The sequence below is a fragment of the Prosthecobacter sp. genome (assembly GCF_044373815.1).
Lineage (GTDB): Bacteria > Verrucomicrobiota > Verrucomicrobiia > Verrucomicrobiales > Verrucomicrobiaceae > Prosthecobacter.
This window is the reverse complement of the sequence record NZ_JBIPNG010000018.1, coordinates 1-25165: the sequence shown is the minus strand read 5'-3', so window position 1 is coordinate 25165 and position 25165 is coordinate 1. Positions and strand designations below refer to the sequence as shown.

23 protein-coding genes are annotated in these 25165 nt (G+C 61.5%); 10 read left to right on the top strand and 13 right to left on the bottom strand.

From position 1 onward, the window contains the following. Nucleotides 1-4 precede the first annotated feature (4 nt). The 3 genes from ACIREA_RS02985 (at nucleotide 5) to ACIREA_RS02975 (ending at nucleotide 3221) form a co-directional block, all read left to right on the top strand. Nucleotides 5-1324 carry a c-type cytochrome gene (locus ACIREA_RS02985; protein ID WP_397380400.1) on the top strand — a complete coding sequence of 440 codons (1320 nt, stop codon included), beginning with the start codon at nucleotides 5-7 and terminating at the stop codon, nucleotides 1322-1324. Nucleotides 1325-1395: 71 nt separating this feature from the next. Further along, the gene (locus ACIREA_RS02980) at nucleotides 1396-2700 is read left to right on the top strand and encodes an ATP-binding protein (protein WP_397380398.1); all 1305 of its coding nucleotides are present in this window, start codon (nucleotides 1396-1398) and stop codon (nucleotides 2698-2700) included. Beyond that, nucleotides 2697-3221 (top strand): response regulator transcription factor, encoded by a 525-nt coding sequence (locus tag ACIREA_RS02975; RefSeq protein ID WP_397380396.1) that lies wholly within the window; start codon nucleotides 2697-2699, stop codon nucleotides 3219-3221. Before ACIREA_RS02980 ends, ACIREA_RS02975 begins: the two co-directional genes overlap by 4 nt. A gap of 18 nt (nucleotides 3222-3239) precedes the next feature. Here the strand turns inward: ACIREA_RS02975 and ACIREA_RS02970 are convergent, their stop codons facing one another. The 9 genes from ACIREA_RS02970 to ACIREA_RS02930 form a co-directional block, all read right to left on the bottom strand. Further along, nucleotides 3240-3560: a heavy-metal-associated domain-containing protein gene (locus tag ACIREA_RS02970; protein WP_397380394.1), complete on the bottom strand. Its 321-nt coding sequence runs from the start codon at nucleotides 3558-3560 to the stop codon at nucleotides 3240-3242. A gap of 18 nt (nucleotides 3561-3578) precedes the next feature. Next, nucleotides 3579-4304 carry an SCO family protein gene (locus tag ACIREA_RS02965; RefSeq protein WP_397380392.1) on the bottom strand — a complete coding sequence of 242 codons (726 nt, stop codon included), beginning with the start codon at nucleotides 4302-4304 and terminating at the stop codon, nucleotides 3579-3581. A 4-nt stretch (nucleotides 4305-4308) separates the two neighbouring features. After that, nucleotides 4309-4959: a c-type cytochrome gene (locus ACIREA_RS02960; protein WP_397380390.1), complete on the bottom strand. Its 651-nt coding sequence runs from the start codon at nucleotides 4957-4959 to the stop codon at nucleotides 4309-4311. A gap of 17 nt (nucleotides 4960-4976) precedes the next feature. Beyond that, complete coding sequence (locus ACIREA_RS02955; RefSeq protein ID WP_397380388.1) at nucleotides 4977-5465, bottom strand: c-type cytochrome; 489 nt, start codon at nucleotides 5463-5465, stop codon at nucleotides 4977-4979. A 72-nt stretch (nucleotides 5466-5537) separates the two neighbouring features. Then, nucleotides 5538-6356 (bottom strand): DJ-1/PfpI family protein, encoded by an 819-nt coding sequence (locus ACIREA_RS02950; RefSeq protein WP_397380386.1) that lies wholly within the window; start codon nucleotides 6354-6356, stop codon nucleotides 5538-5540. Between the two features lie 18 nt (nucleotides 6357-6374). Next, complete coding sequence (locus ACIREA_RS02945; protein ID WP_397380384.1) at nucleotides 6375-8543, bottom strand: TonB-dependent siderophore receptor; 2169 nt, start codon at nucleotides 8541-8543, stop codon at nucleotides 6375-6377. Between the two features lie 210 nt (nucleotides 8544-8753). Further along, nucleotides 8754-9179 carry a hypothetical protein gene (locus tag ACIREA_RS02940; protein WP_397380383.1) on the bottom strand — a complete coding sequence of 142 codons (426 nt, stop codon included), beginning with the start codon at nucleotides 9177-9179 and terminating at the stop codon, nucleotides 8754-8756. Nucleotides 9180-9223: 44 nt separating this feature from the next. Next, nucleotides 9224-11947, bottom strand: coding sequence for a hypothetical protein (locus ACIREA_RS02935; protein ID WP_397380381.1), 2724 nt, complete (start codon nucleotides 11945-11947; stop codon nucleotides 9224-9226). Between the two features lie 42 nt (nucleotides 11948-11989). Then, on the bottom strand, nucleotides 11990-12439 hold the full coding sequence (locus ACIREA_RS02930) for an ExbD/TolR family protein (protein ID WP_397380379.1): 450 nt from the start codon (nucleotides 12437-12439) through the stop codon (nucleotides 11990-11992). A 210-nt stretch (nucleotides 12440-12649) separates the two neighbouring features. On the opposite strand from ACIREA_RS02930, the gene ACIREA_RS02925 reads away from it, so the two are divergent. Continuing rightward, nucleotides 12650-13288 (top strand): response regulator transcription factor, encoded by a 639-nt coding sequence (locus ACIREA_RS02925; protein WP_294396957.1) that lies wholly within the window; start codon nucleotides 12650-12652, stop codon nucleotides 13286-13288. Nucleotides 13289-13380: 92 nt separating this feature from the next. Here ACIREA_RS02925 and ACIREA_RS02920 read toward each other — a convergent pair whose 3' ends face one another. Beyond that, nucleotides 13381-14712, bottom strand: a complete 1332-nt coding sequence (locus ACIREA_RS02920; protein WP_397380377.1) for a sulfatase-like hydrolase/transferase — start codon at nucleotides 14710-14712, stop codon at nucleotides 13381-13383. Between the two features lie 81 nt (nucleotides 14713-14793). On the opposite strand from ACIREA_RS02920, the gene waaF reads away from it, so the two are divergent. Next, a complete protein-coding gene (gene waaF / locus ACIREA_RS02915) occupies nucleotides 14794-16761 on the top strand; it encodes a lipopolysaccharide heptosyltransferase II (protein WP_397380375.1) in 1968 nt (655 codons plus the stop codon). 194 nt (nucleotides 16762-16955) lie between these two features. Here the strand turns inward: waaF and ACIREA_RS02910 are convergent, their stop codons facing one another. From ACIREA_RS02910 to ACIREA_RS02900, 3 genes are all read right to left on the bottom strand, one after another. After that, on the bottom strand, nucleotides 16956-17546 hold the full coding sequence (locus ACIREA_RS02910) for a hypothetical protein (protein ID WP_397380373.1): 591 nt from the start codon (nucleotides 17544-17546) through the stop codon (nucleotides 16956-16958). A gap of 78 nt (nucleotides 17547-17624) precedes the next feature. Beyond that, the gene (locus ACIREA_RS02905; RefSeq protein WP_397380371.1) at nucleotides 17625-18563 is read right to left on the bottom strand and encodes a 2-hydroxyacid dehydrogenase; all 939 of its coding nucleotides are present in this window, start codon (nucleotides 18561-18563) and stop codon (nucleotides 17625-17627) included. Between the two features lie 45 nt (nucleotides 18564-18608). Then, on the bottom strand, nucleotides 18609-18989 hold the full coding sequence (locus tag ACIREA_RS02900) for a globin (protein ID WP_397380369.1): 381 nt from the start codon (nucleotides 18987-18989) through the stop codon (nucleotides 18609-18611). A 185-nt stretch (nucleotides 18990-19174) separates the two neighbouring features. Here ACIREA_RS02900 and msrA point away from each other — a divergent pair, with 185 nt between their 5' ends. From msrA to ACIREA_RS02875, 5 genes are all read left to right on the top strand, one after another. Further along, complete coding sequence (msrA, locus tag ACIREA_RS02895; protein ID WP_397380368.1) at nucleotides 19175-19843, top strand: peptide-methionine (S)-S-oxide reductase MsrA; 669 nt, start codon at nucleotides 19175-19177, stop codon at nucleotides 19841-19843. 186 nt (nucleotides 19844-20029) lie between these two features. Beyond that, nucleotides 20030-21058 (top strand): hypothetical protein, encoded by a 1029-nt coding sequence (locus tag ACIREA_RS02890; protein WP_397380366.1) that lies wholly within the window; start codon nucleotides 20030-20032, stop codon nucleotides 21056-21058. Nucleotides 21059-21150: 92 nt separating this feature from the next. After that, complete coding sequence (locus ACIREA_RS02885; protein ID WP_397380364.1) at nucleotides 21151-22482, top strand: DUF2157 domain-containing protein; 1332 nt, start codon at nucleotides 21151-21153, stop codon at nucleotides 22480-22482. Beyond that, complete coding sequence (locus ACIREA_RS02880) at nucleotides 22479-23030, top strand: GDYXXLXY domain-containing protein (RefSeq protein ID WP_397380362.1); 552 nt, start codon at nucleotides 22479-22481, stop codon at nucleotides 23028-23030. The genes ACIREA_RS02885 and ACIREA_RS02880 overlap by 4 nt, the downstream gene beginning before the upstream one ends. 72 nt (nucleotides 23031-23102) lie before the next feature. Beyond that, on the top strand, nucleotides 23103-24833 hold the full coding sequence (locus ACIREA_RS02875) for a hypothetical protein (RefSeq protein WP_397380360.1): 1731 nt from the start codon (nucleotides 23103-23105) through the stop codon (nucleotides 24831-24833). The last annotated feature ends 332 nt before the right edge of the window (nucleotides 24834-25165 follow it).

Genomic DNA, 25165 nt, shown 5'->3' with positions numbered 1-25165 from the left:
GACCATGATTCCTCTTCTCGCCACCACCCCCGTTCCCCGCGATCTCCCGCTGCCGCTGCCATTGCCTGAAGGCGTGCTGATCGTCCTGCTCGTCATCTTCTTCCTGGTTCACATCCTGTTTGTGAACCTCATGGTCGGCGGCTCGGTGCTCGTCACATTCTTTGAATGGCTGGGGCGCAAAGACGCGCGCTGGGACCCGCTGGCGGCGGCGATCGGCCGTACGATCACGGTGAACAAAAGCCTCGCGGTGGTCATGGGCATCGGGCCGCTGCTGTGCATCAACCTGGTGTATACCATGCAGTGGTATTCAGCGAACACGCTCACGGGGCATGCGTGGCTCATGATCGTGCCGCTGGTCATCGTGGCCTTCCTGCTGACCTATCTGCACAAATACAAGTGGGAGTCGTGGTCGCATGGCGGCTGGAAGTGGCTGCATCAGCTCGTGGGCCTGGCCGCGACGCTGCTGCTGCTGTTCGTCCCGCTGATCTTCCTGGCCAATGTGAACCTCATGCTGTTTCCCGGGGAGTGGGAGAAGGTGCGCGGCTTCTTCTCCAGCCTGAGCATCGGCAATGTGCTGCCACGCTACCTGCACTTCATCGCCGCGAGCCTGGCGATGACGGGGCTCTTCCTCGCGGGCTGGTTTGGCCGTGAGGGGCATGAGATCGAGAATACACCGGGCTTCACGCGGCCGGAGCTGCGCCGCATTTTTTACAAAGTGGCGGCCTACGTGACCCTCGCGCAGTTCGTCCTCGGGCCGCTGCTGCTGTTCACGCTGCCTGCGGCGGGCATCACCATGCAGCTCTACGTCATCATTGTTTCCGGTGCGCTGGTCGGCTTGCTCACGCTGTGGCTGCTGTTTCGCGAGCTGAAGGCCGGCGATGAACGGATTGGCCGCAGCTACGTGCCGATCTGTGTGCTGTTCAGTTTCGTGGTTCTCGGCATGGGCAGCGGACGGCATGTGTATCGTCAGGCCGCGCTCGCTCCGCATCAGGCGGAGATCAAGGAGCGCACGGTGCATTACGCCGCTGCGCTGGCCGCGTTCAACAAGCAGCGCGCCGCCGCTCCCCCCGCCGAGCAAACGCCGGAGCAGCTCTTCATGAACTGCGCCGCCTGCCACGCGCCGAACGTGAAGCTCGTCGGTCCGCCGCTCACGGAGATCGCGCAAATTTACGCGGGCAATCCTGACGGCATCGTTGCCTGGGCCAAGGCACCCGGCAAAAAACGCCCCGAACTCCCGCAGATGCCGCCCATGATTCATCTGGGCGAAGCGAATCTGCGCAAGATCGCCGAGCTGATGCTGGAGAAAGGCAAGGCGGCGCAGTGAAGACGGGACAGGTGTGGCAAATCGCCGCAGCGGGTGGACATAAGCCTTCGTGGCGTTCACCTTGAAGGCCCATGCCAGCCAGTGCCACTCATCCCAAACCCTCCATCCCAGGCTGGCGGCGCTGGCTTGGTTTGAGCGAAGTGTGGGTGGGCGTGGAGCTTTCATCCCGTTTGCTGGTGCTGCTGCGCTGGCTGGCAGCCGTCGGGCAGAGTGTGACGTTGCTGGTGGTGGTGCAGCTGGGCGTGGCGGTGCCGTGGTGGCCCTGCGGGATCGCGGTGGGCATCACACTGGTTTCGAATGCGGTGCTCGCATGGTGGACGCGGGTGCTCGGCGGCCACTTGAGCGGCGGCTTTTTCCACGTGCTGTTGTGGGATGCCCTCACACTGACCTTCCTGCTGCACTGGACTGGCGGACTGGAAAATCCGTTCGCGCTGTTCTATCTCGTGCAGCTCACCGTCGCAGCCGTGGCGCTGCGCTCATCTGCGGTGATCAGCCTCGGCGCGCTGATGGCGCTGGGGTGCGGCTGGCTGTGGCGGTACGCACTTCCCCTGCGGATGCTTGACGGCTCAGCCGTGCCCGAAGCCCTGCTGCAACAAGGCCGTGGCGTGGCGATCGTGCTTGTGGGCATGTTTATTCTCGCGCTGCTGCTGTCATTGCGGCGGCGCTCTCATCGTCTGCAAAAGGAGCGCGCACGACTGCGTGCCGAACTGGAGTCCCGCGATCGCTTCCTCTCCGTCGCGGCTCTGGCCACGGGCTTTGCGCATGAGCTCGCCACACCGCTGGGCACCATCGCGCTGGCGGCGGAAGAGATGAAAGCGCAGCCCACTCAGGATGTGGTAGAGATCATCGTACGCGAAGCCGCACGCTGTCAGGAAGTGCTGGTGCGTTTGCGGGAGCTGGGACAGGAGGCCGTGGGACAATCTGCTGACGTGTGTGAGGTCGCGGATGTCGTGGCGATGGCTTTGAGCGATCTGCCTGCGCATCAACGCGAGAGGGTGAAACTCACGCTGGGAACTCGCGATGCCCGCATCACCTGTGCGGGCCTGCGCGAGGCGTTGCTGGTCCTGCTGCGCAATGCGCTGCTGTCCTCTGCGGATCCTCTGCCGGTGTTGCTGCGGGTGGAGGCTGCAGGCGGCAGCGTGCGCTTCATCGTGCAGGATCACGGTCCAGGCTTCAGCAAGGAGATGCTGCGTCACTGGGGCGAGCCCTTCCGCAGCACGCGCGAGCAAGGCGCAGGCATGGGGCTGGGCTTGTTCTTTGTGCGGCGTCTCGCGGCGGCGCAGCATGGCGGCATCGAGGTGCGCAATCTGGACGCTGGTGGCGCGTGTGTGACGCTTGCCCTGCCGCTGCAACCTTCCACCCCTCCTTTGAAATGATGCAGGTGCTGTTGATTGAAGACGACGAAAGCTTTCGCACCACGCTGGCGCTCGCGCTGAAAAGGCGTGGCTGTGAGGTGCATCAAGCCGCGAATGCCACCGCTGCCATGAGTGAAGCACGAGCCGCCATGCCGCAGGGCATCGTGCTGGACATGCGCCTTGGCAGCAGCCATGGAATGGCGCTCATCCCCGAGCTGCGGCAACTTTTGCCAGAGGTGCGGCTGATTGTTCTGACTGGTTATGGCAGCATCCCAAGTGCTCTGGAGGCCGTGCGACTGGGTGCGGATGACTACCTGCTCAAACCCGCCAGCGCAGATCAAGTCCTCGCCGCTTTGGAAGGCCACGATGGCTCCTCCGCGCGTCCCGCAGCGGGTGATCTGCCCAGCCTGGCCAGACTCGAATGGGAGCACATCCAGCGCGTCCTGCATGACTGCGGCGGCAACATCTCGCATGCCGCCGCAGCGCTTGGCATCGACCGCCGCACACTGCAGCGCAAGCTCGGCAAGCAGCCGCCAGGCTGAGGACGCTGGTCTTCGGACTCAGGGAGCTTTCACCAGCTTCAAGCTGCGGATGTCATACATCTTCGCATCGTCGCCCAGCGCCTTCACGGCGTCTTCGCGGGTGATCCTCGCGTTGGTGGCGATGATTTCGAGCTTGGGCAGGCCGCCTTTTTCATTGCGCGTTATTTTGACGCTCTGCACGTCGGGGAGCTTCTTCATCGCGGCTTCGACTTTGTTGGTGCAGTGGATGCACATGATGCCCGCGACTTCGCCCTGATAGACGAATGTCACTGGATCACCGGCGGTGCATGATGTGGCAGTGAAGAGAAGACTGAGAATGAATGTGAGGATGTGTTTCATAGGTTTGGATTTGTGTGTTTATTCGTTGGGATTATCGAGAAGGCGCTGCACGTCACGGCTGATCTTTTCGGTCATGATCGTGGCGATCTCGGCTTGAGGGTGGAAGACGGCGTAGTAGCCGCGCACGCGGCCCTGGCGGTCGATGAGGACCATGCGCAGGTCGTGCTCGTAGAGGTCCAGCGGGTTGATGCGCTTTTCCTCCGGGATGGGGGCGGGAGCCTGCAGCTGCAGGTCGTAGGTCATGTAGTCCCAGATGCGCTGCTGCTCACCCGTCACGAACCACCAGGGATCTTCGGGCCTTGCACCCACGCCTTCGGCGTAGGCCTTGAGGAAGCCCGAGGTGTCGCGCTCCGGCGCCACCGCAAGAGAGACCAGATGGAAATCCGGTCGCGTGCGGTAGGCGGTGTTGAGCTTCTGCATCTGCGCCACCACCGCCGCGCATCCATGCGGGCAGACGGTGTAGAGACAGGCCATGACGGTGACCTTCCCGCGCAGGGCGGAAAGCTTCACCGTCTGCCCGCTGCGCTCGGTGGCTTCGAGGTCACCATGAATTTGTGTGACCACCGGCAGCGGTGCCTGCGGGAGCGCCTGCCGGGCATAATGCCCCAGCACCAGCACACCCGCGATGGCCATGCCGATGCCCAGCACCATGCGCACCCAGGAGCCGGTGCTGACGCGAAGGTCAGCACCGGCGGAGGTGTAGCGAATGCCCGGAGACGGAGAATCTGGAGGTGAATCCGGCATCGTGTTATTCGGTGGGGATTTTGAGGATTTCGGCCTCCGTCCACATCGCGCTGCGAGCCTTCTCAGCCTCGCGGATCGCAGCGACTTCTGCAGGCGTGACGGCCCCCGCCTTGTTGCCAAAGTTGCTGCGCACATAGGTCAGCACACCTGCGATCTGCTCATCATTGAGCGCGCCACCTTGCGGCGGCATCAGCGGTGCAGGCGAGGTGAATGGCTGGCCGTTGAGGGTGAACAGACCGGTGAAACCGTGAAGCACCATGCGGATCATGCGGTCGGGTTTCTTCACGTTGACCCAGTCAGAGCCCGCGAGCGGCGGAAACATGGGTGGCAACCCCTGCCCCGTGGGCTGGTGGCAGGCGATGCACACGGTGGAGTAGATGCGCTGGCCGGTGGCCAGCAGATCTGTTCCGCCGGCTGCAGCAGGGCTGGCAGGTGCCGGGCTGGGAGCAGCGGGTGCGGGGGGTGGCGTGGCCGCAGGCGGCGCGGCTTCTGCCGCGGGCGCAGGAGGTTTGGCCCGCAGCGCCACAAAGGAGCCTTCGATGAACGCACCCACGATGAAGAGAATGGAGCCGCCCATGACAGCGCCCACGCCGTAGGTCAGCAGGTCGGTGATGTATGAGCCGAGGCTCTTGGGAGCAGATGATTTTTGAGACATGATGTTTGAGCTGTTTTCTATTCGGTGGGGATTTTGCTGATCTCGGCTTCGGTCCACATCGCGCTGCGGGCCTTCTCAGCCTCGCGGATGGCGGCCACCTGCTCGGGCGTGACGGCGGCGGCCTTGTTGCCAAAGCTGTTGCGCACGTAGGTCAGCACATCGGCGATCTGTTTGTCGCTGAGTGCCGCGCCCTGCGGCGGCATCAGCGGCGCGGGGGAGGTGAACGGTTTGCCATTGAGCGTGATGGGTCCGGTGAAGCCATGCAGCACCATGCGGATGATGCGGTCCGGCTTTTTCGCCGCCACCCAGTCAGAGCTGGCCAGCGGAGGGAACATGCCCGGCAGGCCCAGACCGGTGGGCTGATGGCACGCGAAGCAGACCTGCATGTAAACCGTCTGGCCGCGTGCAAGCGACTCCGCCGAAGGAGCCGCTTCCTGAGCGTGGATGAGCGAAGTGAAGGGCAGCAGGCAAACGGCTGCGAAGAGGTGTTTGAGGGATGTTTTCATGAATGATGGGGTGGGGTTTTTGGGGTTTTTTTGGGATAGGTTGTTTCGATGAGGGTGACCGGGGCTCGTGCTTCAGCCGCCTTTGCCGATGGCTTCCACTTTCTGGTGAAAGCCTGCGAGCATCTCCACCATGAGCTGCCTGGTCTTGGCAGGTGCTTTGGCAGGATCTCCTGCCGTCGTGGGCGGATGCGGGTCGTATTCGGCCAGCAATGCCAGGCAGTCCGTGTACTCACGGTCCCGCCATTTCAGGGACATGTGCAGGCCAAAATCCATGCCGGCGGTGACACCGGCAGCCGTGATGACCTTGCCATCCTCCACGACACGGTCGTTGGAAACCGTGGCACCAAAGTGATGCAGCAGATCTTTGACCAGCCAGTGGGAGGTGGCCTTCCTGCCTTTCAGCAGACCAGCGGCACCGAGGATGAGCGAACCGGTGCAGACGGAGGAGACGACCTTCGCCGCCGCTCCCGCCTTGCGGATGAAAGCCATCGTCTCCGCATCCTGCATGGCGGCCAGCGTGCCCGTCGTGCCACCAGGCACGCAGAGCAGATCCAGCGCCGCCGGGCAGTCGGCGAAGGTGATGTCGGGCATGATCTTCACGCCCGAGTCTGAACTGACGAGTTCCATGCTCTTCGCCGCCAGCAGCACTTTGGCTCCCATCAGGGAGGACAAAAAGTAATGCGGGCCGATGAGATCGAGCGCCGTGAACTGCGGGTAAAGCACCTGCACGATCACTTCGTGCCCCATCCAGCCGGGAGGCATGGCGGACATGTCATGAGCAGGCTTGGGTGTCTCTGCGGCAGCCTGGGCGCTGGTAGTTTGTGCCAGCGCGGCCAGGCCGGGCAGCACGCAGGTGAGTTGACGTAGAAATTCGCGACGCTCGGTGTTCATGGAGTTCAGGCGTTGAGATTAAAAGCGCACCGTGGCCTGGCAGAAGACGTTGAAGGGCGCGTTGGGAGCCACTGCTCCGCCCAGGAATGCCTGCGGCTGGTAGTAGCGTGCGTCGAAGAGGTTCTGAATGCCCACGGACACTGATGCGGGGCCGCGCGTGTAGCTGAGCTGCGCATCCACCGTGGCGTAGGCAGGTGTGGAGAAAGTGTTGGCTGAATCGCCCGCACGGGAGCTTGCCATCGTGACTCCCAACCCCATGCCGAATCCACGGAACAGACCTTCCTTGCGGTCATAGCGCACCGCGATGCGGCCTGAGTGCTGCGGAATGCGCGCCAAGCGGTTGCCTGAAGGCAGCGTCGTGTCCGAGACAATTCGGGCATCCTGAAAGGCATAGTTCACCAGCACGCTGACCTCTGAGAGGGGCTTCCAGATGAGGTCCGCCTCGATGCCCTGGGCCCGCTGCATGCCTGACTGCACGCTGAGCAGTCCGGTTGAGACGGGCACATTGGTGCGCTCGTTGTGAAACCACGCCAGCGAGCCCTGCAGGGTCTTGCTGACCTCAAATTTGAAGCCGGCCTCCCACTGCTCTCCTTCGATGACTTTCTTGGGGCCCGCGATCGGGACGCCCACCGGTGCCTGGAAACCTTGGCCCCATCCCGCAAAGGCGGTCATCCACTCTGTGACATCCACAGAAACTCCCGCCCTGCCGGTGACGCGGTGCTCGTTCAAACGGGAGTCAATGCCGGTGGCGGTGTCCACATCGTGCACCTTCAACTGGCTGTAACGCACGGATCCCATGAGGTGAAACTTCTCCGCGAAGGTGACCTGATCCTGGAGGAAACCGGCGATGGTCTGGTAGTCATTGTGCTGGTCGGCAAACGGCAGGCCGCCGCCTGCCCAGGCCGGGTAGGCAGGATTGCTCACGTCCATGATGCCAAAGACCGGGTTCACCAGCATCACGCCGTTGTCGGTGGTCTGGTCAAAGTCCATCCCCGTGGTCAGGCTGTGCTTGATAGCACCTGTTTCAAACTTGCCGTTCACCCGCGCATTGAAGGCAAAGGAGTGCATGTTTTGCAGCAGCGTGCCGGTGTCCACCGGATAGAGCGTGCCGAACGGAGCGACAAAGAAGCTGGGAAACACCGAGAACTGGTCAAAGTTCATGTCGATGAAGTTGGCTTCGAGAATGAAGTTCCAGTCGCTGTTGAAGCTGTGCTTCAGCTCGGCGCTCAGGCTGCGCGTTTTTGATGTGGTCGCTGGCTGGCCTTCAGCGCGAAAGATGGTGTAGCGGTTGAAACTGAAGCTGGCTGGATTCACCGTCCCGGTGCCAGGCAGGCCGCTGTAGTCCGTCTGCGAGCGGTCGGAGTAGCGTCCGCGCAGCGTGAGGATCGTGTCATCACTCAGCGAGATGGCCAGCGTGGGGAAAAAGCTGGTGAGATGCCCTTTGATGTAGGGATTCACGTCCCGTGTCTCGCGCACGTCTCCGGTGATGCGGAACAGCACACGGCCGTTTTTATCCAGCGGCTGGTTCACGTCCCAGATGTTGCCATAGGAGCCCCAGCTTCCGGCGTTCATGCCCATCATGTAGTGCGCCTCTTTTTCAGGACGCTTGGAGACGAAGTTCAGCAAGCCTCCGATCGGGCCGCCTGCCGCGCCGCCAAACATGGTGCCCGTGGGTCCTTTGACGACCTCCACCCGCTCCGTGTTGATCAGCGTCTCGGCTGCCGGTCCCGGGTAGTAGAGCTGAAAGTTGTCCAGGTAGGGGGCCGACTGAAAGCCGCGGATGTAATACTGCACATTGTTGATCTCACGCGTGTCGTTGCCGACGACCCCGCTGAAGTTTTTCACCACATCCCCCGGGTTCTGGGAGAGCTGGTTGTCCATCAGCTTTCGCGTGATGACCTGCGCGGACTGCGGGAGCTGGCGCAGCGGAATCTCCGAACGCGTGGTCGTGTTTGCATACGGTGCCAGGTAGGAGTCCGGCTGGGCGGTGATGATGATCTCCGGCAGCTCCTTGGACTCCTGGCGCGCGAGCTCTGCGGGTGTGGAGGCGGGCCTGGCCTTGACCTTGGGCCCGCCCTTTTGCGGGGCAGGTGTGTTTTGAGAATAGACCGTGGAAACGGCAAGCAGAGAGACTGCCGCGAGAAGCCTGATGCGGGAAATGCGCTTTAGAAAAAGAGAGGAAAGCATGAGTGATGATTGAAAAAATGGAACAGGGCACATGAATGAAGTCCTCACGCCATGAGTGTCCGGTCAGGGCGTGATGGTGCGCGTTGTCTGGGATGACGAGTGTATGCCCATGCCCATTCCGACGCGGGCACGGGGAGGCCACGATGGTGATGAGGCGTGAAGCCAGGCGCACCTGCCTGCGAGTTCACGCGGTGGGTGCGTCTGTGGTGCTCAGACCAGAGAGGAGAGGCTGTTGCTGCCGCATCTTGGCGGCGGCGTCTCTGGCAGTTCGGTGCGTTGCACCAACGTTTCGTGCAGCGGCACGAATGAGAAAGTGTTTCCTGCAGGTGCGACCAGAGTGGCGACCTCCACCAGCACGGCGTTGATCTTTTGCATGGACTGTCCCGCCTGCTGCGGCTGCTTGCGGTTGGACTGGCCTTCCTTCACTTTTTTGCAAAGTGGGCAGCCATGCTGCCCATCGAAGGTTTTCTGCACCGCCTCCATCACTGTGCCTTCGCTGGCAAAGGAGACCAGCATGCCCGCCCACGCGACTCCCTGCAGCAGGGCCCAGTGCAGACCCAGAGACAGACAGATCGTCCCCACGATCACCAGCCGCGCGATTCGCGGCAGCAGCGATGCATTGGAGCGGGAGGACATGGCACAAGTATGGGGGCGTGGCGTGAAGTGTCAACTTTCGCCGCTCAGCGCATCGTCTCAAACCACGCCAGCAGATCGAGAATCTGCTCCGCCTTCAGCGAATTGAGCAAGCCCGGCGGCATCGGCGAAATCTCCGACACGCTGCGTTCCTTGATCATCGCCTTCGCGATCTCGCTCTTCTCAGGAGCGAGCGGATTCGGCCGCAGCACCACGCGCTCATCGTCCTCGCTTTCCAGACTGCCGGTGATCGTTTTGCCATCGCTTGTCTTCACCGTCACGTAGCGGAATTTTTCGTCGATGAACTTGGAGGGGTTCAAGATGTGATCCAGCAGATCGCGGCGATTGAAGCGTGCGGACACCTGCACGAGGTCCGGCCCAAACACGCCCGCTGGCAGCGCCGGATCATTGCTCACCTTATGGCAGAACACACACTGCGCACGAATGAGCGCATCCTTCGCGCTGTCGCGGCTGCGCGTCTTGGCATCCATCTTCACCAGCAATGGGGTCAGATCTTCCAGCGTCCAGTTCTTGAACGAATGCCCCGGCAGCGCATGCGCGGAAAGCACCGCAGGCTTCGCCGGCGAGATCACCGCTGCGAGCTGCGTGGCCTCCTCCGGCTTCAGCGCCGCCGCCAGCTCGCTGCGCGTGTCGCTGATCGCTTTGAAGAAGGTCGAGGCCCCGTTCATCTTCTCCGCCTTGTTCAGCGCCTCAAACGCGACCTTCCGCTGCTCCAGCGTCCAGCCGTCCTTGAGGTAGCGCAGCATGAAGGGGTAAAACAACAAGTCCTCCGAAGTCGTGGCTGCTTGGAGAAGAGGCATTGTTTTCTCGATGACCGTGGGGGATTTCAGATAGACCAGCAGGCGGCAGAGCTCGCGGTTGAGGAAGGTATCGGATTGAGGATAAGCCACCCAAGCCATGAGCTGCTTTTGGTGTGCTTCATCCGGTGCTCCGTGTCGTGCGATCACCACCGCGATCACCCGCAGGGCATCCAAAGTCGGTGCAGGCGATGCCTTCAAAACGGCATCGAGAATGGCAGGCAGATCGCTGGACTGACCCACACGCGCAAGGGCCAGCAAAGCGCTCATGTCCTTGGAGTGCAGCGCCTGCTCTCGCCATTTACTGACCGGCTGGCTTTCCAACCGCATGCGCTCGGCGTGTTTTGACAAGGCGGCGCCTTGTGGCTTTGCCGCGACTGCTTCCTGTCGAGGCCGGTTGCCTGCATAGGTCACACGATACAGTCCGCTCTGAGTCCCACGTCCACCCGTGGTGAACCACATGGCTCCGTCGGGACCGATGCAGCCGTCGGTGACGTTCAGCGGCCTGCCTGCCACGAAGGTTTCCTGCGTCACGGTGCTGCCAAAATGCACCGAGAGGATGCGTCCGTAGCTCCAATCAAGCAGATAGAGCGCGTCTTGATACTTCTGCGGAAACTCCGCTCCATACCCAAAGTAAATTCCCGTCGGTGAAGACAGCCCGATGTCGATCACACTCGGCAGCGTGTCCGCATACCACGCGGGGAAACGCCCCGTGCCGCGTCGCCAGCCATAGTCACCTCCTGGCACGATCTGCAGCACGCGCGTGGGCATGTACCACGGCGTGCCCACATCCCGTTCCATGTCCGCATCGAAGGTGAAAAGATCGCCGCGTGAATTGAAAGCGATGTCCAGCGGGTTGCGCAAACCACCTGCGAGGAGTGTGACCTTGCTGCCATCCGGCTTCACGCGCAGGATGTGGCCGGCGGGCAGCTCGACGTTGCCGTCAAACATGCTGCTGTCCCACGGGTTCGGAATGAGCTGATCGTTCGCGTAGTTATTCAGCGGCGATTCGGGATCGAGGTTCTTCGGCAGAAGCACGTTGTTGCCATGCGCCACATAGATGTCGCCATCGGGGCCGAGCTTGATGTGATTGCGGCCATGACCCACGCCGCCTTCGGTGCGGACGAGTTCTTTGCGTTCGTCAAAGGTGCCGTCGCCATTCGTGTCGGTGAGGCGGTAGAGCGCCTTCGAGTTGTTGGCGTTCGCGAAGAGCGAGCCATGCGCATAGAGCAGGCCGCGGCATTCCAGCAGTTCGTCGTCGATGACTTCCACCTTCTGATCCCCGCTGCCGCTGAGCGTGAGGCGAATGAGGCCCTTCTTCTCCTTGCCCAGAGTGATGCGGCCCTGCGGATCAAACGCCATCGACACCCAGGAGTCTTCACCGGGCTGCGCGGAGCGGATCAGCTCCGCTTTGAATCCCAGGGGCAAGGTGAGTGTGGCGGGATCGGTCGCCAGATTCTGCGCGCCCGGTTTGGCCAGCTGCCAGGAGTTGTAAGCGTCGAAGGTCTTCTTCAAGTCGAAGGGGTTCGTGGCCGGATCGGCATCAGTCGCTCCCATCACCACGGCATTCTGCCAAGAAGCATCCGTGGCGATCCAGCGCACCGCAGCGAGGTCGCCATTGAGCTCCAGCCGCGCGGCGGTTTTCGCTTTGCCGGGCACACGCAGGCCGAGCTGATGCGCTTTGCCATCGCCGAGCTGCTGTGTCAGGTCAGTGCCGGTCGCGGTCTCTGCGGCTTTGACGGTGGCGATGCTCTTGCCATCGAGCAAGATCTCCACCGTGGCATCGCTGGCCGTGAGCAGCACCGCTTTGAGCAGCTTGCCCTCGTGCTTCACGGTCTGGTTGAAGGTCGTGCCGCCCACGGGTGCCGCCAGCCACTGGGGCACCGGCGGGCTGTTGGCGAGCTGGGCGAAGGCGCTGGCTGAAAGCAGCAGGAAGAGAAAGCAGCGAGACATGCGCAAAGAACGCGCGCTGCGGCAGAAGCCTGTCGGCGGAGATCAAAGGGGGTCGTTGCCGACCGTGAAGGTCACGTTTTGAATCCCCGCCTGATGCAGCGAATTGAGTACATCAATGATTCGCTCATAGCTCGCCTCCTCTTCGGCCTGAATCGTCACCAGCACCTTTTGCTGCTGCCGTGTGGAGGACTCCGATGCACGGCGCAGGCTCTTGGTCAGCAAAGGCAGGGCTTTGTCCGTGGGCGTGTCAAACGCCTCCTCGTTCATCGTCACCGTGCCATCCTCGAGAATGCCGATGGTGATCTCTTCCGCAGGGAACTGGACGGCCTGCTCCGGATTTCCGGGGTTGGGCAGCCAGGTACGAAGCTCACGCTCCACCTTCACGGAACCCGTCATGACCATGAAAAACAGCATGATGACGAAGACCACATCGATCATGGGAGCGATCTGAAAACCAATCGCGATATCGTCGGAATGGATGCGGTGTTTCATGGCGTGTGTCTGCATGACGGCCACTAGAAGGGAATCTTGGGGTGGCTTTTTAAGCCCTGAAACCCGGCTTTAAGGTTGAACGGAGGGTGTGTTTTGGTTTAAATGACCATGCTCTCAAACATTGAAATGCAATGGAGTGCATTCCTCGCTCAAAGTTTCTTAAGAACGTCGGCTTGACATTCTTTTGAAAATGAGTCTTCTAGTTGAACCGTGAAAAGCAAAATCTATATACTCGACGACCACCCTATCGTTATCGAAGGGCTTAAGAAACTAATCGACCAGCAGGAAGACATGCAGGTCATCGGCAGCGCTGAAGACGCCAATACCGCTCTCCAGCAGATCGCCAAACTCAAGCCCGACGTAGTCGTGCTCGACATCACCTTGAAGGACCGCAGCGGTGTGGACCTCATCAAAAAGCTGCGTGCCAGCCATCCAAACATGCAGATTCTCGTGTACTCGATGCACGATGAAAACGTGTATGCGGAGCGCTGCCTGCGCGCCGGTGCCATGGGCTATGTGATGAAGGGTGAACCGAGCACCCGCGTGCTTCAGGGTCTCCGTCAGGTGGCCGCTGGTTCCTTCTTCTTCAGCGCTTCCCTGCTCGGCAGCATCGTCTCCGGTGGCGGCCCTCGCGGCGGTTCCCGTGGCGAACCCGCCCGCATGCTCAGCGACCGTCAGCTCGAAATCTTCGAGATGGTGGGCCGTGGTTTCGACTCCCACAGCATCGCCGAAAAGCTGGCCCTCAGCGCCAAGACGGTGGACGCCCACAAGGCCAACATCCGCCAGAAGCTCGGCCTCGCCTCTGCTCGCGAACTGCTCATGGAAGCCGTCCGCTGGGTGGAGAAATAGGATTTCTCAAAACAGTGATTCTCTTCAACGGGCGGTGCGCAGGCACCGCCCGTTTTTTGTAAAGTACTCACGAGCTTTAGCTCGTGAGTACTTTAGTCCTTCACCACCGCATCGCGATCCACCCGTGCCATGACTCTCAGCCGCTCCTTCATCGTGGCCAGCGCATCAGGTTGCTGCGCGGCCTGGTCCTTGGTTTCATTCGGATCGGCGATAATGTCATAGAGTTCGAATTTCTCTTTCCCCGCAGTGCCTTGCACCACGAGCTTCCAGGGGTCACAGCGCAGGGACCGTGACTTGAAGTTGGGGCCCACGGTGTAGAGCGTGCGCGGCGGCGGTGGCGCTCCTTCGGCCAGTTGTGGCCAAAGGTTCACCCCGTCCCATTTCAGATCCTTGGCCGGTTTGAATCCGGCCAGAGCGCAGAAAGTGGGCATCCAGTCGATGATCTGCACCGGTGCGTCGTGCGTGCCGGGTTTCAGCGTGCCGGGCCAGTTCAGGAGGCAGGGCACACGCGTGCCGCCTTCATAGACGCTGCCCTTTTCATCGCGCAGCGGCAGGTTGTTTCCCGGCAGCGGGCCTGTGGCATAATCATCAGCGGGATAGGCCTGACCGTTGTTCTCAGCGGTGCTGCCGCCGTTGTCGCTGGTGAAGACAAGCAGCGTGTTGCTGCGCTGCCCGCTCTTTTCCAGCGCGGCCACGATCTGCCCCACCGCAGCATCCATGTGCATGATGCACGCGGCGTATTGCCGGGCCACCGCACCGGTGATGCCCGCAGGCACTTTGGATAACCACTCCTCCGGTTCCTTCACGGGCAGATGCACCGCCGTCAGCGGCACATAGAGGAAAAACGGCGCGTCCTTCCGTGCCGCCAGCCAGTCACAGGCCTCCTTCGCGATCAAGTCCGTCACATGCCCGGATTCCGTGATGAGCTCTTCATCCCGATGCCACGTCTCGGTGAACTCGCCTTTCTTGTAATGGTGGTCCCACGGCCCGACACCGCCGCCCAGCGAGCCGTAGCTGTGGTCAAAGCCAAAGTGATTCGGTCCCCACGCGGGTTTCGAACCGAGATGCCACTTGCCCGTGAGGCAGGTCTCATAGCCCATGGATTTCAGCGCGCGCGGCAGCGTCACCGTATCCCACGGCAGCGCCCGTTCACTCTGCGGGGTCGTGACGCCAAAGCGGCTCCAGCAGCGCCCGGTCATCAATCCCGTGCGCGTGGGACTGCACACGGGTGCGGCATAATGATGCGTCAGCTCCAGGCCCTCCCGGGCCAGTTTGTCCAGCGTGGGAGTGGGCGCGCTGCCAGCGTGAAACGCCACGTCCGCCCAGCCGAGATCATCCGCCATGATGAAAACAATGTTCGGCTTCGCGGCGGTTGCATGCAGCAGCGGGCAGCAGGTCAGGAGCAGGAGAAAAAAGCGGTGCATGCCACGCCAAACGAAGCCGCCCCCGCTGATCTCGCATGATCGGTTGCGTGCCCGGAAGCGTTGCGGCATAAAGGAAGCCACATGGGCAACGCCAAAGAATCCGCCAGATTATCCACGCGCACCGTGCAGTGGGTGATTTACGCGCTGTTCCGGTGCATTGAAGGCGTGCTGTGGCTGCTGCCGCTCATCGTGGTGTGGTTTATCGGCCGGGTGCTGGGCACCGTGGCCTATTTGCTGGCTGGCAAATACCGCCGCCTCGCGCTGTACAACCTGCACATCGCCTTTGGCCGCGAAAAATCCCCCGCCGAACTCAAGGCCCTCGCCTATGAGCACTTCAAGAGCCTGTTCGCCAACGTGCTCTGCGGTTTCAAACTGCCGCTGATGAGCGAGGCTGCGATCTGCAAGCATGTGCGGTCCGAAGGCATCGAGCGCGCGCAGGCGGCCTACGACAATGGCAAACGTCCGCTGCTGAATCTGGTGCTGCATGCCAGCTGCTGGGAAATCCTGACCCAGGTGCCATCCATGTATGTGCGCGGTCACCAGGCCGGCGCCATTTATCAGCCGCTGCACAATCCCTGGCTCAATGCCCTGGTGCTCCGCCGCCGTGAAAAGCTGGGGTATGCCCTGTTTGACCGGCAGGCCGGGTTCAATGCCCCCATGAAGTTCATGCGCGAAGCCGGTCAGGTGGGTGTGCTGGTGGATCAGCATGCCGGAGATCACGGCCTGTGGTGTCCGTTCTTCGACCGCCTGGCCTCCACCACCACTATAGCAGCGCTCATGGCCATCCGCACGGATGCGGTGGTGCTGCCGATGATGGTTTACAATGACGGCCCGGCACGCTGGCGGCTGGTCTGCGCACCGGAGGTCAAAGCCGATGAATCGCAGCCCAACGCCGACGGCCTGACCCTGGCGATCAATGCCGCCGTGGAGAAACTGATCCGCGAGCAGCCAGCCAGCTGGTTCTGGGTGCACAACCGCTGGAAGCTGCCCAAGCCGAGATTCCTGCTGGCAGAATATCGTCGCGGGGTGGCCTTTCCCACCGGCTACGACATGAGCCGCCTGCAGCCCTTTGAGCTGCTCATTCGCAGTCCCAACTGGCTGGGAGACGCCTGCATGGCCTTCCCCATGGTGCGCGCCATCAAACGCGGCCGGCCGGACATGAAGATCACCATTCTCGGCCCGGACAAACTGGAGGAGCTGTGGCTCTCCATGCCTGAAGTCTCGCGCTACATCGGCAAGCCCGCCAAGGAAGGCCTCTTCGCCGTGGCCAAGCGCATCAAGGCCACAGGCGTGAAGTTCGATGCCGCCGTGTTCTGCACCAACTCCACCCGCAGCACCTTGGAAATCTGGCTCGCAGGCATCCCCCGCCGCGTCGGGGTGAAAGGCTCTTTCCGCTCGAAGCTGCTCAATCAGATCATCAAGGGCGGCCCGGCCAAAGGAAGCAAGGAGCATCATGCGCACCGCTACCTGCGCATCGCCAAGGGCATCGGCGCCGACATCGAGCAGCCCGGCGTGTGGGACGCCGGAACACCGGCGGTCTCGACGGATGGCACCATCCGCGTTGGCGTTTGTGCCGGTGCCGAGTACGGACCCGCCAAGCGCTGGCCGCTGGAGCGCTTTGCCGCCGTGGTGAATCAAATCTCCGCACAGCATTCCCAGTTCCGCTGGGAGCTTTTTGGGGCACCCGGGGAGAAGGAGATGGGCGAAAAGCTCTCCGCCATGCTCCAAGCACCCCATGAAAACCTCGTGGGAAAAACACGGCTCTCCGAGCTCATCGCCAAACTGCGTAGCTGCCAGCTGCTGCTCACGAATGACACCGGGACGATGCATCTGGCGGCGGCGCTGGGCATTCCCACCGTGAGCATCTTCGGCTCCACCTGCCCGATTGAAACCGGCCCGCTCGGTGATCGCCACACCGTCATCCAGCACAAGATCGAGTGCAGCCCCTGCTTTGAGCGCGAATGCCCCTTTGGCCACTACAACTGCATGACCCTCGTCACACCCGAAGAGGTGGCGCAGGCCGTGCTGAAGACCAGCGGCGTGATCTGAAGTACGACAGACACTCTTGTCTGTCGGCCAGCGCTCCGCCAACACCCTCAACTTGCGAGCTGGCTTTTCGTGCCGCTCTCCGGCAGGCTGACGCATGCGTCGGTCGGTTTGTGGGACTTGGGTGAGCCGGGGAGATTGAGTGGGCGCTCGCCGACAGGCATGAGTGCCTATCGTACTTCAGAAGAGCACCTGCCTCAGCGTTCCGCCACCGGGTCCTTGCCCACAAAGATGCCCAGCACGGCACCGCCGATGACCCAGGCGATCAAGTGATCGGCGATGTTCACCGCCGCATCGCGGCCCGGATTTTCAAACCAGATCCACATCGGCAGGTCGGCGGTCAGGCCGGCGAACAATCCTGCCGCCGCCACGAAGGCAATGCGCGCCGGATAGAACAACGCCGTCTGGGAAAGCATCGCAGCAATCAAAAAGGCGCAGATCAGGCAGCGGATGAAGCTCAAAGTCATGTTCATCCCCATGCTGATATCTGCTTTGCCCGGACGAACGATGGCATAGACGTAGGGGCCGTCCTTCATCGCTTTCTGCTGCTCTGCTTCAAAGGCTTTCTTTTCTTCAGCGGTGGCGATTTTCGGCGCTTCACCCATGGCAGGCAGCATGTAAATGCCATGGCCGGAAGTCACATTGGCCTTGATCACTTCTGCCACCTTGGATTCATCACGAAACGCCCGAAATCCATTTTGATGCCAGCCGAGGGCTGTCCAGGACACCGCCTCCCAGCCGAAGACGGCCATGGCGGTGAGAACTGCTCCGAGAATGATTTTGCCCATGAAGTTTAATAGTGGCTCAAGCTTGAAGGGCAAGCAGGCAATCGGCCAAAACGAACAGGCAATCCTACAAAGAACACCTCAGCACACGGGCGTCAGCAGCGCTGCGCCGCTGAAGTGCGCCGCCAGGTTCTCCACCACCAGCCGGGCCATCTCCGCACGCGTCTCATGCGTTCCGCTGCCCAGGTGTGGCAGCAGCACCGCGTTCTCGCACTGCATCAGCGCCTCCGGCACATGGGGTTCATTCTCAAACACATCCAGCCCCGCCCCGCGAATGGTGTTGTTTTGCAGCGCCGCGATCAGCGCCGCTTCATCCACCACCGAACCGCGCGCGATGTTGATCAGCGTGCCCTTCGTGCCCAGTGCGGCCAGCACCTCCGCAGTGATCAGGTGCTTCGTCGCCGCACCACCCGGGCAGGCCACGATCAGAAAATCAACCTTCTGCGCGAGCGCGACCAGCGAGTCCGCATACTCCCAGCTCACCTCCTGTTTCGTGCGACCATGATAGGCGATGCGCATTCCATGCGCCTCAAGCCGATGAGCAATAGCCTTGCCAATGCGCCCCAGGCCCACGATGCCCGCCAGCTTGCCATGCAATGCATGTGCCAGCGGGAATGCTCCCATCGTCCACGCACCCGTATGAAGGAAACGATTCGCCGCGATCAGCTTCCGGCTCGTCATCAAAACCAGCGCGCTCGCCGTGTCCGCCACGTCCTCCGTCAGCACGTCCGGCGTGTTCGTCACGCGGATGCCATGCGCTTTGCACCAGTCTACCGGCACCCCGTCATACCCCACGCCAAACACGCTCACAATTTCCAGCTTCGGCAGCTGCTCCAGCAATGGCACGGGCGACACACTGCCCCCGGCCATCACGATGCCGCGGATCTCCGCCCCCACCTGTGCCAGCAGCGCCGCCTTGTCCTCCGCATGGAAGTAATCATGACACACATGCGCCGCCAGCAGCGGCTGCATGAGGAAATCCGGCAACGGAGCGAGAATGAGGACAGGGGTCTTTTCCATGGGATGGCTATCATCCTGCGACAACCCCGCCTGACAAGCAGCGATTCAGCCCGGACGATTCCGCATCATGTCCGCCACCTGCGCAAAGAACGTACTGATGATGGGCGCCTCGGGGTCCGGCACCGCCACCTCGGTCATCGCCTCACCCATCAGTTTCATCCAGCGGTCACGTTCTGCTTCCCCGATGGAAAACGGCATGTGCCTGCCGCGCAAACGCGGATGCCCGCGCTCCTCGATGTAGGTCTGGGGCCCGCCGAAACGATAGACGATGAAGTCCGCCAGGCGCTTCTCCGCATTCTCCCAGTCATCCGGCGGATACATCGTGCCGATCACATCATCCACCCGCACCCGCCGGTAAAACGCCGTCACCATGTCGCGCAGCTTGGTTTCGCCCACCCGGGCGCAGAGAGTCGAAAGTTCATCCATGAGAGCAGAGTATAGATGACCGCCAGGAAACGCAAAAAAGTATCAGACTCCGCTGCTCTGGTTTTTTGCCCCTTTTTTGCGACTCTTTGCGGCCATTCATCCCCTTTTCGGGAATTCCGCCGAAAGTTTCGCCTCTCACAGGACGGATGATTGACTCTCCGACCCAACTCGTTCGTATCTAACCCATGAAAACCGCGCTCACCCTCCTCACTCTCTTTCTCATGGCCTCCCTCGCCCCGACCTCCTCTGCCGCTGACGCCGCCAAAACTGAAACCGCCATCATCGGTGGTGGCTGCTTCTGGTGCGTCGAGGCTCAGTACCTTCTCGTCAAAGGCGTCAAGAATGTCGTCAGCGGCTACGCCGGCGGCAAAACCGAAAACCCCACCTATGAAGACGTCTGCACCGGCGACACCGGCCACGCCGAAGTCATCAAGGTCGAGTTCGATCCCACAGTCGTCACCTACAAGGAAATCATCGACCTCTTCTGGGATGCGCATGACCCCACCAGCGTGACCAAGGAAGACGGCGAGCACCACGGCAAATTCATGCCCAAAGGCACCGCCTTTCAGGGCAACGACTACGGCAGCCAGTACCGCTCCGCCATCTACTACACCAGTGAAGAGCAGCACAAGATCGCCGAAGCCTCCAAGATCGAAGTGCAGAAGAAATGGAAAGACCCCATCGCCACCGAGATCGCCCCGCTGAAGAAATTCTACCCCGCCGAAGACTACCACCAGAACTTCAAAGCCCTCCACCCCAACCAGGGCTACGTCCGCGCCGTCGTTGATCCCAAGACCGAGAAGTTCAAGCACAAGCTCGAAGAGAAAGGCAAGATCAAGCCCGAGGCGAAGTAACCGCCCCTCGCGAAGTGGTCCGCATACACCGTGTGCGGTTTCCGATTCAGCCCAGGCCGAAAGGCTTGGGCTTTTTCGTTAAGAGAGGGATCATCCTGATCTCCCCTCTTTCGATTTCCTAAGCTCCGGAATTATCTTGTCACCCTTCCGCCCTTATGACACAACGGACTGAAGCTACCTTTCTTCATGTCCACCTCACGCATTCTGTTCCGACTCATCATCATCTTGGGCGGCGCTTTCGTTGGCGCAAGCATCGGCACAGTCCTTCAAGCCCGCCGCATCACTACAAAGCCACAGGAGTTCCGCTCGCTGGCCAAGCTCGTTGCCGGTGGCCAGATGGTCTTCAATGACAGCATCATCTGGCGTGAGCAGCAGCAGGACTTCTACGGGACGATCATCGAAACCATCGAGTCCGCTGAAATGAAACGCCGCGCCATGGAGCGTGTGAAAGCGTTGAATCCTGATCTCCAAGACAGCGATGTGGAAATCCGTGTCGCTCAAACCAAGGGCAGCGCCATTTTCAACATCCTCGCGACCGGGGCCGAACCCAAATACACGAGGATCTTTCTCGATGCCCTGCTCGATGAGTTCATCTCCTTCCGCCAAAGCGTCCGCGAGCAGGCGCAGGGCAAGGTGCTCCAGAAATTTCTTCAAGAGGTGGTCACACGGCAGAAGTCCATGGAAGACTCTGCGGAGAAACTGGAGAAAGCGCGTGCTCAGGGGGCAGGCACGCTCAGCGTCAGATCAGACCTGGAGCGGCTCGTGCCGCGCCTCAACTCCCAGCGCAACCAGCGCGACGACCTCCGCCTCAAGATCAAGCCGATGACAAACGACGCCTCCTCCCGTGCGCCCTTGCAAACCCAGCTTGAAGCCATCGAATCAGAAATCCGCGACATCGAAAAAGACCTGGATCGCAGGGAAGCCTCCCTCGATGAATTGAAGACGTTGCAGGAAAAACTCGAAACGGACAAGCTGGCTTATGAGAAGCTGTTCGAACAGGTCGAGAAAATACAATCAGTCTTCAATTCAGCGTCCGACTACGTCGCCATCCAGGAACGCGCCACCCCTGCCTTCGAAAACGTCGAAGACTGGCGCCTGCCCATCGCCGTGGGCGCCGGTGGAGGCGCTTTGCTGGGAGGCCTCATCGGCCTGGTGCTCAGCCTGATCTTGGTGCGCGCTCCCGGGCCGCAGCAGAGCCCGACGGCGGTGTGTTGACTCCCCATCACCTCCGCCAATCAATCCATCGAGTTAATCGATTCGCCTTCATGCGATGAACGGCACACACTCGGTTCGGTACTATTCCGCCCATGAACACCTCCCATCAACGCTGGCTCCTCGAACAACTCCCGCAGTGGGAACGAGAGGGGATCCTTACCCCCGACGCAGCACGCACCTTGCGTGTACGCCATGCAGTGGATGACTCCCAGCCGGGAGCGGCGCAAATCGTGATGGGCGCACTCGGCGCTTTGCTCATCGGCAGCGGCTTGATCGCGGTGATCGGCTACAACTGGGATGACTTCTCGCGGCCCGTGCGGCTGCTCTTTGCATTTCTGCCGCTGCTGCTCACGCAGCTCTTCAGTTTCCGCGTGCTGCAGCGTGGCGCGGCTTCTTCGGCCTGGGTGCGCGAAACGGCTGCGCTGCTGCAGGCTCTTGCCACCGGCGCGTGCATCGCCTTGGTCTCGCAGATTTACAATCTCGGCGGCGAATGGCCGGATTTCCTTTTCTGGTGGTTCATGCTCAGCCTCCCGCTCGTCTGGGTGCTGCGCTCGCAGGCCGTGGCCATCTTTTATCTCATCGCCATCGCGGTCTGGAGCGTGAGTCAGGTCGATCGCGGCAGCCCGTGGTTTGACAGTCCTTTGATCTATCCGCTGCTGCTGCTCGGTCTGCTGCCCTGCTGGCCAGGATGGAAAAACCAGGCACCGCTTTCGCTCTCCATGCGCTGGGTGATGACGATCAGTGCCATCTTCGGCTTTGGCAGCGCGGCGGTTTTTGCTAGCCAGTCAGGCATCGGCTTCTTCAGTGACCACGCTCAAAGCTTCCTCTGGCTTTGGACGCTCACGGCCGCCGCATTCGCTCTCTTTCCGCTCAATCAAAACGGCATCGAAGAACCCCTGCGCCGCAAGCCGCAGGTCGAGCTCGGTGCGCTCTGGCTGCTCGGTTATGGCGTGGCCATCACCTTCCATGATGTGAGCGACGACATCATCAGGGGCGCTTTGCATGCTCTGCAACTGCCCTGGTGCTGGGGACTGCTCACGGTGCTCGCGGCTTTCGTGCTCATGGCTGTGGCACGCAAACGCTGGGCGGTGCTGTCCATCGCTTCCGTGGCCCTGCTGCCTCTCATCGCCTGCCCCTTCGTTCAGAACACGGACAAGAACTACGGCACGCTGCTCTCCTGGCTCGCCATGCTGCATCTCGCCGCCATTGGCATCACACTCATTGTGCTGGAGTTTGCCGGTAAAAAAGGCGCTCCGCGCCTCGGGGCCACGCTGCTCTCCGTGCTCATCATCGCCCGCATGGCGGACAGCCACTTCTCTCTCCTTGCCAAAGGCGTGGCCTTCATCGGCGTCGGTGTGGCCTTCCTCGCCTTCAACATCCTCATGAGCCGCCTGCTCAAACTGAAACAATCCGCCGCCGTATGAAAACGCTTCCCTTCCTCATCTTCGGCATCGTCGTGCTGGCGCAGTGGGCTGCACCCTTGTCTCAAATCTGGACGCATGAAAAAGTGCTCACTCAAGGCACGCTCATCAAACTCAAATGCACCGCCCCGGATCCCTACGATCCGCTGCGGGGCCGCTACCTCGCCTTACGTCCAAACCAGAGCGAGGCTCCCGTGACAGCGGGCATGGAGTTGAAGCATGGCGCACAAGTCTACGCGGTGCTCACCACGGGTGCCGATGGCTTTGCCACCATCACCAGTCTCTCGCTCACGCCTCCCGCCAGCGGCGAGTACCTCCGTGTCAAATCAGGCTACGTGTACAACAGCAAGGCCGACATCTTCTGGCCCTTCGACCGCTTCTACGTGAACGAAAAGCTCGCGCCCGAGGCCGACAAGTGGTTCGCGGAAAACATCCGCAGCACCCAGGGCATCACAGCCGAGGTGCGCGTGCTCAACGGCCGCGCCGTGCTCGAAGACCTCAGCCTCGACGGCAAGCCCTTCCGCGAGATCCTCAAGGCGCGGGTCAAGTAAACCGCGCGCAGCCCGGTTCCCACCGTACATCGTCACTTGCATCCCGCCCCCGCGTGCTTCCATTCGCGGCGCTTGCAACCACTCCACCTCATCGACGCCATCGGCCCGTTCTTTCGCGGGCACGACGTGCGTACGATCAACTGGTCCAAGATTCCCTGGCATCATCTGCCAAAGACGCGCGACGCCGCTGCGGATGCTTGGTGGGCACAGGTGCGGGAGGACATCACGCGCTTCGCCGATCAAGCCGCGGCTTGGGGCTTCAACGCCATCTCGCTTGATGACGTGACGCATTTGGCGGATCACGTCTGGCTGGAGCCGGAGCTGCGTGCACGCATCGCCCTCTACCGCGAAGAATTCACCCGCTGCTTCGAGATCTTCACCACGCGCGGCCTGCAGGTGCATCTCACGATGGATGTGATGACCTACACGCCGGAACTCCGGCAACGCATGACCGAAGCCAGGCGCGGCGTGAACGACTACCTCGCCGAATTGCTCGATGGCTTCTTTACCAGCTTCCCGCAGGTGGCAGGCATCATCCTGCGCATTGGCGAAGCCGATGGCAAAGGCGTGCACGATGAATTCCGCAGCGAACTCGTCATCCAAAAGCCCGCACAGGCGCGCCAGCTGCTGCTCGATCTGCTGCCCGTGTGCGAGAAGCACACCCGCCGCCTCATCTTCCGCACCTGGACCGTGGGAGCGTACCGCATCGGCGATCTGATGTGGCACCGCCGCACCTTCACCAGCGTGTTCGAAGGCCTCACCAGCCCGGCACTGGTCATCTCCATGAAATACGGCGAGTCCGATTTCTTCCGCTACCTGCCTTTGAATTCGAACTTCTTCCGCACCGACGTGGCCAAGATCGTTGAGCTGCAAACGCGGCGCGAGTACGAAGGCTGTGGCGAGTACCCCAGCTTCACCGGCTGGGAATACGAACGCTACGCGCATGAGCTGAAGCACGCAAAGAACGTCATCGGCTGCATGGTCTGGTGCCAGACCGGCGGCTGGGTGCCCTTTCGCCGCATCGCATTGATCGATCCCGAAGCCATCTGGATCGACCTCAACACCTTCGTCACCATCCGCATCATTAAAGACGGCATGCCCGTGGAGGACGCCGTGCGCGCCTTTGCCAAAGAGCGCGCCTTGGGCGATGCCGACGCCCTGATCGAACTCCTCCGCTACTCGGACGAAGTCATCCGCGAACTCCTTTACGTGGAAGAATTCGCGCAGCAAAAACTCTTCTTCCGCCGCGTGCGCATCCCGCCGCTGCTCCAGGTCTATTGGGGGAACATCTTCATCAATCACAGCGTCAAAAAACTGCTGCGCTACTTTGTGCAGGAGCCGGAGGCCGCCCTGCGCAGCGCCGCACGTTGCATGGGTCGGCTGGAGCAGATGATCGCCCTGGCACCGCGTGCCGGAGTTCCCGTGGCCGACCTCGAATACATGCGCGACACCTTTCGCCTGCTGGCCATGGCGCGGGAGTACTACTTCACCGAGTTCACCCCGGACATGGAGACGCGCTTGCGCGAAGCCAAGCGCGCCTACAAAGCCACCTACGCCAAGCGCGGCCTGCGTGCCCGCTATCGCGTGAAGACCGACTTCAAACCCTTCTGGCTGCACCGTCGCTACCTCGGCTGGGCCATCGAGCTCCTCATGCGCCGCCGCCGCGGCTACCGCCTCATCGACCGCCTGCTCATCCTCCACGTGCTCTCCATGATCTACCGCGTCATCGCCCTGCGAAAGCCGCATTGGATTCCCGGCTTCGCCAAAGAAAGCGCCATGGGCGTGGACGTGGTGTTCCGGTAGTACGACAGACACTCCTGTCTGTCGGCCAGCGCTTTCGACTCGCCCTCTGTCTCCGATCTACGGACAGTTTCATGGCACTGTCTGGCCTCTGCCACTGTCCATTCTTCCATGTGTGGCAAAGCATGGAAGAACTGAGAATTGCAGAATGGAAAAGGGTCGCGTGCAGGGTGGGGCTTGCGTGGGTCCGGGACGATGCGAGAGCGCTGATCGACGGGCACTCCTGCCAGTACTGTTCGGCACGCGGTCTGCTATTGAGGGGTGAATGGAGCCAAGCATTTTTGAATTGAGGCGGCGGTGAAAGGGCCAGGGAGTGGGAGGTGGGCGACATCGTG

What these genes read in the sequence shown, in the direction of transcription:
- ACIREA_RS02910 (WP_397380373.1), bottom strand. Translation starts at nt 17,546, where the DNA reads ATGGGCAAAATCATTCTCGGAGCAGTTCTCACCGCCATGGCCGTCTTC.
- msrA (WP_397380368.1), top strand. Translation starts at nt 19,175, where the DNA reads ATGAAAACCGCGCTCACCCTCCTCACTCTCTTTCTCATGGCCTCCCTC.
- ACIREA_RS02940 (WP_397380383.1), bottom strand. Translation starts at nt 9,179, where the DNA reads ATGTCCTCCCGCTCCAATGCATCGCTGCTGCCGCGAATCGCGCGGCTG.
- ACIREA_RS02890 (WP_397380366.1), top strand. Translation starts at nt 20,030, where the DNA reads ATGTCCACCTCACGCATTCTGTTCCGACTCATCATCATCTTGGGCGGC.
- ACIREA_RS02980 (WP_397380398.1), top strand. Translation starts at nt 1,396, where the DNA reads ATGCCAGCCAGTGCCACTCATCCCAAACCCTCCATCCCAGGCTGGCGG.
- ACIREA_RS02935 (WP_397380381.1), bottom strand. Translation starts at nt 11,947, where the DNA reads ATGTCTCGCTGCTTTCTCTTCCTGCTGCTTTCAGCCAGCGCCTTCGCC.
- ACIREA_RS02920 (WP_397380377.1), bottom strand. Translation starts at nt 14,712, where the DNA reads ATGCACCGCTTTTTTCTCCTGCTCCTGACCTGCTGCCCGCTGCTGCAT.
- ACIREA_RS02945 (WP_397380384.1), bottom strand. Translation starts at nt 8,543, where the DNA reads ATGCTTTCCTCTCTTTTTCTAAAGCGCATTTCCCGCATCAGGCTTCTC.
- ACIREA_RS02965 (WP_397380392.1), bottom strand. Translation starts at nt 4,304, where the DNA reads ATGCCGGATTCACCTCCAGATTCTCCGTCTCCGGGCATTCGCTACACC.
- ACIREA_RS02960 (WP_397380390.1), bottom strand. Translation starts at nt 4,959, where the DNA reads ATGTCTCAAAAATCATCTGCTCCCAAGAGCCTCGGCTCATACATCACC.
- ACIREA_RS02905 (WP_397380371.1), bottom strand. Translation starts at nt 18,563, where the DNA reads ATGGAAAAGACCCCTGTCCTCATTCTCGCTCCGTTGCCGGATTTCCTC.
- ACIREA_RS02885 (WP_397380364.1), top strand. Translation starts at nt 21,151, where the DNA reads ATGAACACCTCCCATCAACGCTGGCTCCTCGAACAACTCCCGCAGTGG.
- ACIREA_RS02985 (WP_397380400.1), top strand. Translation starts at nt 5, where the DNA reads ATGATTCCTCTTCTCGCCACCACCCCCGTTCCCCGCGATCTCCCGCTG.
- ACIREA_RS02975 (WP_397380396.1), top strand. Translation starts at nt 2,697, where the DNA reads ATGATGCAGGTGCTGTTGATTGAAGACGACGAAAGCTTTCGCACCACG.
- ACIREA_RS02955 (WP_397380388.1), bottom strand. Translation starts at nt 5,465, where the DNA reads ATGAAAACATCCCTCAAACACCTCTTCGCAGCCGTTTGCCTGCTGCCC.
- ACIREA_RS02930 (WP_397380379.1), bottom strand. Translation starts at nt 12,439, where the DNA reads ATGAAACACCGCATCCATTCCGACGATATCGCGATTGGTTTTCAGATC.
- ACIREA_RS02970 (WP_397380394.1), bottom strand. Translation starts at nt 3,560, where the DNA reads ATGAAACACATCCTCACATTCATTCTCAGTCTTCTCTTCACTGCCACA.
- ACIREA_RS02880 (WP_397380362.1), top strand. Translation starts at nt 22,479, where the DNA reads ATGAAAACGCTTCCCTTCCTCATCTTCGGCATCGTCGTGCTGGCGCAG.
- ACIREA_RS02950 (WP_397380386.1), bottom strand. Translation starts at nt 6,356, where the DNA reads ATGAACACCGAGCGTCGCGAATTTCTACGTCAACTCACCTGCGTGCTG.
- ACIREA_RS02900 (WP_397380369.1), bottom strand. Translation starts at nt 18,989, where the DNA reads ATGGATGAACTTTCGACTCTCTGCGCCCGGGTGGGCGAAACCAAGCTG.
- waaF (WP_397380375.1), top strand. Translation starts at nt 14,794, where the DNA reads ATGGGCAACGCCAAAGAATCCGCCAGATTATCCACGCGCACCGTGCAG.